Raw genomic sequence first — 6,751 nt, 5'->3', positions numbered from 1 at the left:
CCCGCATCACACCCCCAACGGCCCGCGCTGCCCCACCCCGAGGCGCGCGTGCCGCCCCAGCGGCCCCCGGGGGCGCACGCCGGGGAGCTCGAAAAAGACCGCACCTAGACCGGACATCGGTCGCATACCGATCCGCCTCTGTGCCATGCCCTTGCCATCAGGCAGCATGTCCTGCATGTCCGTACTGACGCGCGACGAAGCGCAGACCCGAGCAGGGCTCCTCGACGTCCACCGCTACACGATCGAACTCGACCTGACCACAGGGGACGAGACCTTCGACTCCCGCACTCTGATCAGGTTCAGCGCCCGCGCGGACGGGGACACCTTCGTCGAGGTCAGGCCCGCCGAACTGCGCTCCGTCACGCTCGACGGACAACCCCTGGACCCGGAAGCCCTGGACGGCAACCGGCTGCCCCTGAAGAACCTCACCGCCGGCGAGCACGAACTGCGCGTGCACGCGCACATGCGCTACTCCCGCACCGGCGAGGGCATGCACCGCTTCACCGACCCCACCGACGGCGAGACCTACGTCTACACCCAGCTGTTCATGGACGACGTCCAGCGCGTCTTCGCCGCCTTCGACCAGCCCGACCTGAAAGCCGTCTTCGAGCTGTCGGTGAAGGCCCCGGAGGGCTGGACCGTCCTCGCCAACGGCGTCACCGAGCACACCGGCGACGGCCTCTGGAAGGCCGCCGCCACCCCGCTGATCTCCACCTACCTGGTCGCCGTCGCCGCCGGCCCCTGGCACTCCGTGCGCACCGAGCACCGCGGCCTGCCCTTCGGCCTGCACTGCCGCCGCTCCCTGGCCCCCTACCTGGACAACGACGCCGACGAACTCCTCGACGTCACGCGCGCGTGCTTCGACCGCTACCACGAGAAGTTCGACGAGCCCTACCCCTTCGACTCCTACGACCAGGCCTTCGTCCCCGAGTTCAACGCGGGCGCCATGGAGAACCCCGGACTGGTCACCTTCCGCGACGAGTTCGTCTACCGCTCAGCCGTCACCGACACCGAGCGGCAGACCCGCGCCATGGTCGTCGCCCACGAGATGGCCCACATGTGGTTCGGCGACCTCGTCACCCTCAAGTGGTGGGACGACATCTGGCTGAACGAGTCCTTCGCCGAGTACATGGGCTACCAGACCCTCACCGAGGCCACCCGCTTCACCGACACCTGGACCGACTTCGGCGTCAACCGCAAGGCCTGGGGCTACGACGCCGACCAGCGCCCCTCCACCCACCCCGTCGCCCCCGAGGCCGTCGACGACACCGCCTCCGCGCTGCTCAACTTCGACGGCATCTCCTACGCCAAGGGCGCCAGCGCGCTGCGGCAACTGGTCGCCTGGCTCGGCGAGAAGGACTTCCTGGCCGGCATCAACACCCACTTCACCCGGCACAGGTTCGGCAACGCCACCCTCGCCGACTTCATCGACTCCCTCGCCGGCGCCACCGCACGCGACGTCCACGCCTGGGCCGACGCCTGGCTGCGCACCACCGGCGTCGACACCCTCACCCCGCACCTCGCCCCCGGCGAGAACGGCACCTGCGCCCTCACCGTCGACCGCACCGGCAGCCGCCCGCACCGCATCGCCGCCGGCCTGTACGACCGGGACCTCGGCGACGACGGCGGCCACCTCGTCCTGCGCGAACGCCTCCACCTGGACCTGCCGCAAACAGGCGCCCACCCCGTCGGCAAGCGCCCCGCGCTGCTCCTCCTCAACGACGGCGACCTCAGCTACGCCAAGGTCCGCTTCGACCCGGAGTCCTTCGAGACCGTCCGCAAGGACCTGTCCGGCCTGCCCGAACCGCTCGCCCGCGCGGTCGTCTGGAACGCCCTGCGCGACGCCGTCCGCGACGGCGAACTGCCGCCCGCCGCCTATCTGGAGACCGCCCGGGCCCATCTCCCGCTGGAGACCGATCTCGCCATCGTCCAGGGCGTGCTCGCCTTCGCGTCCACGTACATCACCGACCGCTACGTCACGCCCGAGCAGCGGCCCGCCGCGCTCGCCACGCTCTCCGAGCTGTGCCGCGACCTCATCCGCCGCACCGAGGACGGCGACAACCCCGGCCTGCGCCTGATCGCCGTACGCCACCGCATCGACGTCGCCGCCCACCCGGACACCATCGCCGCCTGGTTCGCCGACGGCACCGTGCCCGGCGGCCCGGAGCTCGACCCCGAGCTGCGCTGGCGCGTCCTCGCCCGCCTCGCCGTCCTCGGCGCCACCGACGAGGCCGCCATCGCCGCCGAACTGGAACGCGACCCGAGCGCCACCGGCCAGGAGGGCGCCGCCCGCTGCCGGGCCGCCCTGCCCGACCCGGAGGCCAAGGCCCGCGCCTGGGAGGCGATGTTCGGCTCCGACGAACTGTCCAACTACCTGTTCACCGCCACCGCCCAGGGCTTCTGGCAGCCCGAACAGGCCGACCTGGTACGCGCGTACGTACCGCGCTACTACACGGACGCCGTCGACGTCGCCGACCGCCGCGGCCCCGCCATCGCCGAAGCCGCCGGCCGCTGGGCCTTCCCCGCTCACGCCGTCGACGCCGAGAACCTCCGCCTCGGCGAGGAGTGCCTGCGCGACGCCGCGCCGATCCCGGCGCTGCGCCGCAAGCTCGTCGACCAACTCGACGATCTGGCACGGGCGCTGCGGGTCCAGCCGGGTCAGGAGGTCTGAGACCGGGATCTAGGGTCTGTCGTTTGGATCAGGTCGCAGGGAAGCGATTGTTCTGCTCGGTGCCAGACCCCGCGTCTGCGGCGTGACCCAAACGACAGGCCCTAGGGGTGTCCGAAAAGTCCCGCCCGCCCCGCGACGCCAGGCATGCCCTCTCGCCGCACCGGGCGCACGCACCGAACGCCGCACGGCCCGCCCTCCGGGCGGACGACGGGACTTCGCGGACCCCCCTAGGACCCGGGTGACGCGGCTTGTCCCTTCCGCCGACGCGGGGGACCGGCCGCCCTTCCCGGCCTCGGGCCCGGCCTCGGCCGCGAGCCGGGCTCGGCCGAGCCGTCCCGGACGCGGCGGGCCCGGTCCGTTCCCGACGTGTCCCGCCGGACATGCTTCCGGTCCCTGCTGAAACCTTCGCCGCCACGGTGGGCGGGTGCGCCCGGAGATCACCGGACGACCGGCCCGCCCGTGCGCCGCCCGGGCCGGGGGCCCCAAGGCGGACGTCCCGAGGCCGAGAGCCGGTACCGGACGGTTCCGGCAGGTTTCCCCGTACGGAAGTACCTCCTCCCGCATCCGGTCGTTGGGCTCTTCGGGCGCGCCCGCCCCGCGCCCCGGAGGACAGCCCATGAGCACGCCGCCCCTCGCCGCAGGTCCCGAAGGCCCGTCGGCCCTGCGGCCGTTGCTCGACACCGTGCTCCAGGCGCTGGACGAGGGCGCCCGGACGCGCGGCGGACCGCTGCCGGCGGGCGGGCCGGACGTCGTCGCGGCGCGGATGCGCCAGGCGCTGGGCGAGACCCTGCCCGACCAGGGCGACCCGCACGCCCTGCGCACCCTGGTCCGCGCGTTCGCCGAGGGCGCCGCCGACCCGGCACACCCCCTGTGCGCCGCCCACCTCCACTGCCCGCCCCTGGCCCTCGCCGCCGCCGCCGACCTCGCGGCCTCGGCCCTCAACCCGTCCCTGGACTCCTGGGACCAGGCCCCGGCGGCATCGGAACTGGAGACGCTCGTCGCAAAGGCGCTGGCCGCCGAGCTCTACGGCGCCGGGAAAGACGCGGGCACGGCCCCCGACTCCCTGATCACCACCGGCGGCACCGAGTCCAACCAGCTCGCCCTCCTCCTCGCGCGGGAGGCGTACGGCGGGTCCGTGCGGCTGGTGTGCGGGGCGAACGCCCATCACTCGCTCGCGCGGGCCGCCTGGCTGCTCGGACTGCCCGAGCCCGTCGTCGTACCAGCCCCGGCCGGCACGCTGCACCCCACCGCGCTCGACGAGGCCCTCTCCCGGCTGCCCGGCCCGCTGCTCGTCGCCGCCACCGCCGGCACCACCGACGCCGGACTCATCGACCCCCTGCCCGAGATCACCGCCCGCTGCGCGGCCCACGGCGCCCGGCTGCACATCGACGCCGCCTACGGCGGAGGCCTCCTGTTCAGCGACCGCCACCGCGCCCGGCTCGCCGGCCTCGACGCCGCCGACACCGTCACCCTCGACCTGCACAAACTCGGCTGGCAGCCGGTCGCCGCCGGCCTCCTGGCCGTCAAGGACCCCCGCGACCTCACCGCCCTGCGGCACCGCGCCGACTACCTCAACGCCGCCGACGACACCGAGGCCGGCCTGCCGGACCTGCTCGGCCGGTCCCTGCGCACCACTCGCCGCCCCGACGTCCTCAAGCTCGCCGTCACCCTCAAGACCCTCGGCCGCAGCGGTCTCGGCGCGCTCGTCGACCAGGTCTGCGCCCGTGCCAGGGAGTTCGCCGCCCTCGTCGAGAAGCACCCCGGCTTCGAACTCCACGCCCAACCCGTCATCAGCACGGTCCTGTTCCGGCCCGCGGGCGCCACCGACGACACCGTGGCCGCCGTACGCCGCGCGCTCCTCACCGATGGCCGTGCCGTCCTCGGCCGGGCCCGCCTCGACGGCCGGCTCTGGCTCAAGGCCACCCTCCTCAACCCCGCCACCGGGCCCGACGACCTGGCCGCGCTGCTGCACCTCGTGGCAGCGCGGCAAGCGACACTCGTGGAAGGACACACCCCCCGATGAACCCCGCGCCGCGTCCCCAGCCGCACGACGAGCCGAGCCCCGCGCCGGCCACCGCGCGCCAGCACCCGCACCACGAGCCCGACGCACCCCGCGACCTGGTCGGTATCGGCATCGGCCCGTTCAACCTGTCCCTCGCCGCGCTCGCCCACCCGCTCGGCGAACTCGACACCGCCTTCTACGAGCAGCGCCCCGCCTTCGGCTGGCACTCCGGCCTGCTCATCGAGGGCGCCACCATCCAAGTCCCGTTCCTCGCCGACCTGGTGACCCTCGCCGACCCCACCAGCCCCTGGACCTTCCTCAACTACCTCAGGTCCCGCGAGCGGCTCTTCCCCTTCTACTTCGCCGAGCGCTTGCACATCCAGCGCGCCGAGTACGACGCCTATTGCCGCTGGGTCTGCGAGAACCTCCCGGCACTGCACTTCGGCCACCAGGTCGACGCCGTCCGCTGGAACCCCGAACAGGACCTCTTCGAGGTCGACTTCACCCAACTCGACACCGACGGAGAAGCGGAAGCCCTCGGCCGTACCTACACGCGGAACGTCGTCCTCGGCATCGGCACCGAGCCCTACGTCCCCGACCCCCTCAAGCCCCTCGTCGAGGCCCCCGGCGTGCCCGTCGTGCACGCCGCCGACTACCTCGACCACCGCGCGGACCTCCTCGCCGCCGAGCACGTCACGGTCGTGGGCATCGGACAGTCCGGCGCCGAGATCTTCCTCGACCTGCTCCGGGGCAGGCCCGCCGGGCGCGAGAAGCTCCACTGGCTGGGCCGCACCGAGGCCTTCGCACCGATGGAGTACTCCAAGCTCGGCCTTGAGCACTTCACCCCCGACCACACCCGCTACTTCCACGCCCTGCCCGAGTCCGCCCGCGACCGGCTCGTCGCCGGGCAGTGGCAGCTGCACAAGGGCATCGACGCCGCCACCATCGCCGCCATCCACGACGAGCTGTACCGCCGCACCCTGCACGGCGGCTGGCCCGACGCCGTCCTCACCCCCGGCGTCCGGATCCGCACCGCCGGCCGCGTCGCGACGACCAAGGTGGAACTGCACCTTGAGCACGGCCGGCAGGACAGCCGCTCCCGCCTCACCACCGACGCCGTCGTCCTCGCCACCGGCTACCGCGAACGCCCCCTCGACCGCATCCTCGCCGGCCTCGACCCCTACATGCGCCGCGACAGCCAGGAGCGAGCGCGCATCGACGAGGACTACCGCCTCGGCCTCGACCCGTCCGTCACCGGCACGGTCTACGTCCAGAACGCCGAGACCCACACGCACGGCGTCGGCGCCCCGGACCTCGGCCTCGCCGCCTGGCGCAGCGCGATCATCCTCAACTCCCTGACCGGCGAAGAGGCGTACGCGCTCCCGCGCCGCACCGCCTTCACCACCTTCGGCCTCACACCGCGGCAGCAGGTCCCGCCGCCCCGTGAGGCACCGGCACTGACTCCGCTCGTGGACCGAAGGTGACGCGACCCCGACGGCTTCCAAAAGGACGGCTTCCGGGCACTGACCTCCAATCGGCGCAAAGCCGATGGCCTCATCCGGTCACCGCACTAGCCTGTGCCGGTCGGCCCACACGACGGGGGAGGCGGCCGTGGGAGACGCGGAGATGCGCAAGGCGGAGCTCCATCGCAAGCTCCTGAACCGGGCCGAACAGTGGAAGGAGCGCGGCATCGGGCTGCTGTTCGTCGCCGCACTCATGTGGGGCTACGTGGCCTGGCAGTTGCTCATGCCCGGCGGTGGCTTCTCGGGCGGGGGCGGCTGCGATGGTCTGCTCTTCGAAAAGCAGACGTCCGGGGACGGCACCGTCACCCGCTGCTTTGCCGGACGTCCCTGGCCCCGCCTGCTCGGCGTACTCGGCCTCTCCGTGCCCGTATCCATCATGGGAGCGGCCCTCTACACGAAGGCGTCGGTCACCATGCTCCTGAGCCATCACGCCATGGCCCTGACAGAGGACCGACGCTAGGGGGGGGTGCCTCTATGTCCTTCGTCAAGCCTGGGTTGGTCATGCGATGGCTGCTTCGGGGAGGCGGGGTTCGTAGAAGGTGCCGTCGCGGAGCA

4 protein-coding genes are annotated in these 6,751 nt (G+C 72.9%); all 4 read left to right on the top strand.

Translation table 11 applies throughout. From position 1 onward, the window contains the following. The first annotated feature begins 175 nt into the window (after positions 1 to 175). The 4 genes from pepN (at position 176) to ACIBNA_RS26145 (ending at position 6,656) form a co-directional block, all read left to right on the top strand. The gene (gene pepN / locus ACIBNA_RS26160) at positions 176 to 2,671 is read left to right on the top strand and encodes an aminopeptidase N (RefSeq protein ID WP_399167553.1); all 2,496 of its coding nucleotides are present in this window, start codon (positions 176 to 178) and stop codon (positions 2,669 to 2,671) included. 616 nt (positions 2,672 to 3,287) lie between these two features. Continuing rightward, positions 3,288 to 4,694: a pyridoxal phosphate-dependent decarboxylase family protein gene (locus ACIBNA_RS26155; RefSeq protein ID WP_399167552.1), complete on the top strand. Its 1,407-nt coding sequence runs from the start codon at positions 3,288 to 3,290 to the stop codon at positions 4,692 to 4,694. Beyond that, positions 4,691 to 6,157: a lysine N(6)-hydroxylase/L-ornithine N(5)-oxygenase family protein gene (locus ACIBNA_RS26150; protein ID WP_399167551.1), complete on the top strand. Its 1,467-nt coding sequence runs from the start codon at positions 4,691 to 4,693 to the stop codon at positions 6,155 to 6,157. The genes ACIBNA_RS26155 and ACIBNA_RS26150 overlap by 4 nt, the downstream gene beginning before the upstream one ends. Before the next feature lie 127 nt (positions 6,158 to 6,284). Beyond that, on the top strand, positions 6,285 to 6,656 hold the full coding sequence (locus ACIBNA_RS26145) for a hypothetical protein (protein ID WP_399167550.1): 372 nt from the start codon (positions 6,285 to 6,287) through the stop codon (positions 6,654 to 6,656). The last annotated feature ends 95 nt before the right edge of the window (positions 6,657 to 6,751 follow it).

The sequence above is a fragment of the Streptomyces sp. NPDC050164 genome (assembly GCF_044459945.1).
GTDB lineage: Bacteria > Actinomycetota > Actinomycetes > Streptomycetales > Streptomycetaceae > Streptomyces > Streptomyces coeruleorubidus_A.
Note: the sequence above shows the minus strand (reverse complement) of the source record. Positions and strands in the feature narration are given on the sequence as shown.

Bases quoted from the DNA above. Each gene is read 5' to 3' on its own strand.
- pepN (WP_399167553.1), top strand. From the start codon at position 176: ATGTCCGTACTGACGCGCGACGAAGCGCAGACCCGAGCAGGGCTCCTC.
- ACIBNA_RS26155 (WP_399167552.1), top strand. From the start codon at position 3,288: ATGAGCACGCCGCCCCTCGCCGCAGGTCCCGAAGGCCCGTCGGCCCTG.
- ACIBNA_RS26150 (WP_399167551.1), top strand. From the start codon at position 4,691: ATGAACCCCGCGCCGCGTCCCCAGCCGCACGACGAGCCGAGCCCCGCG.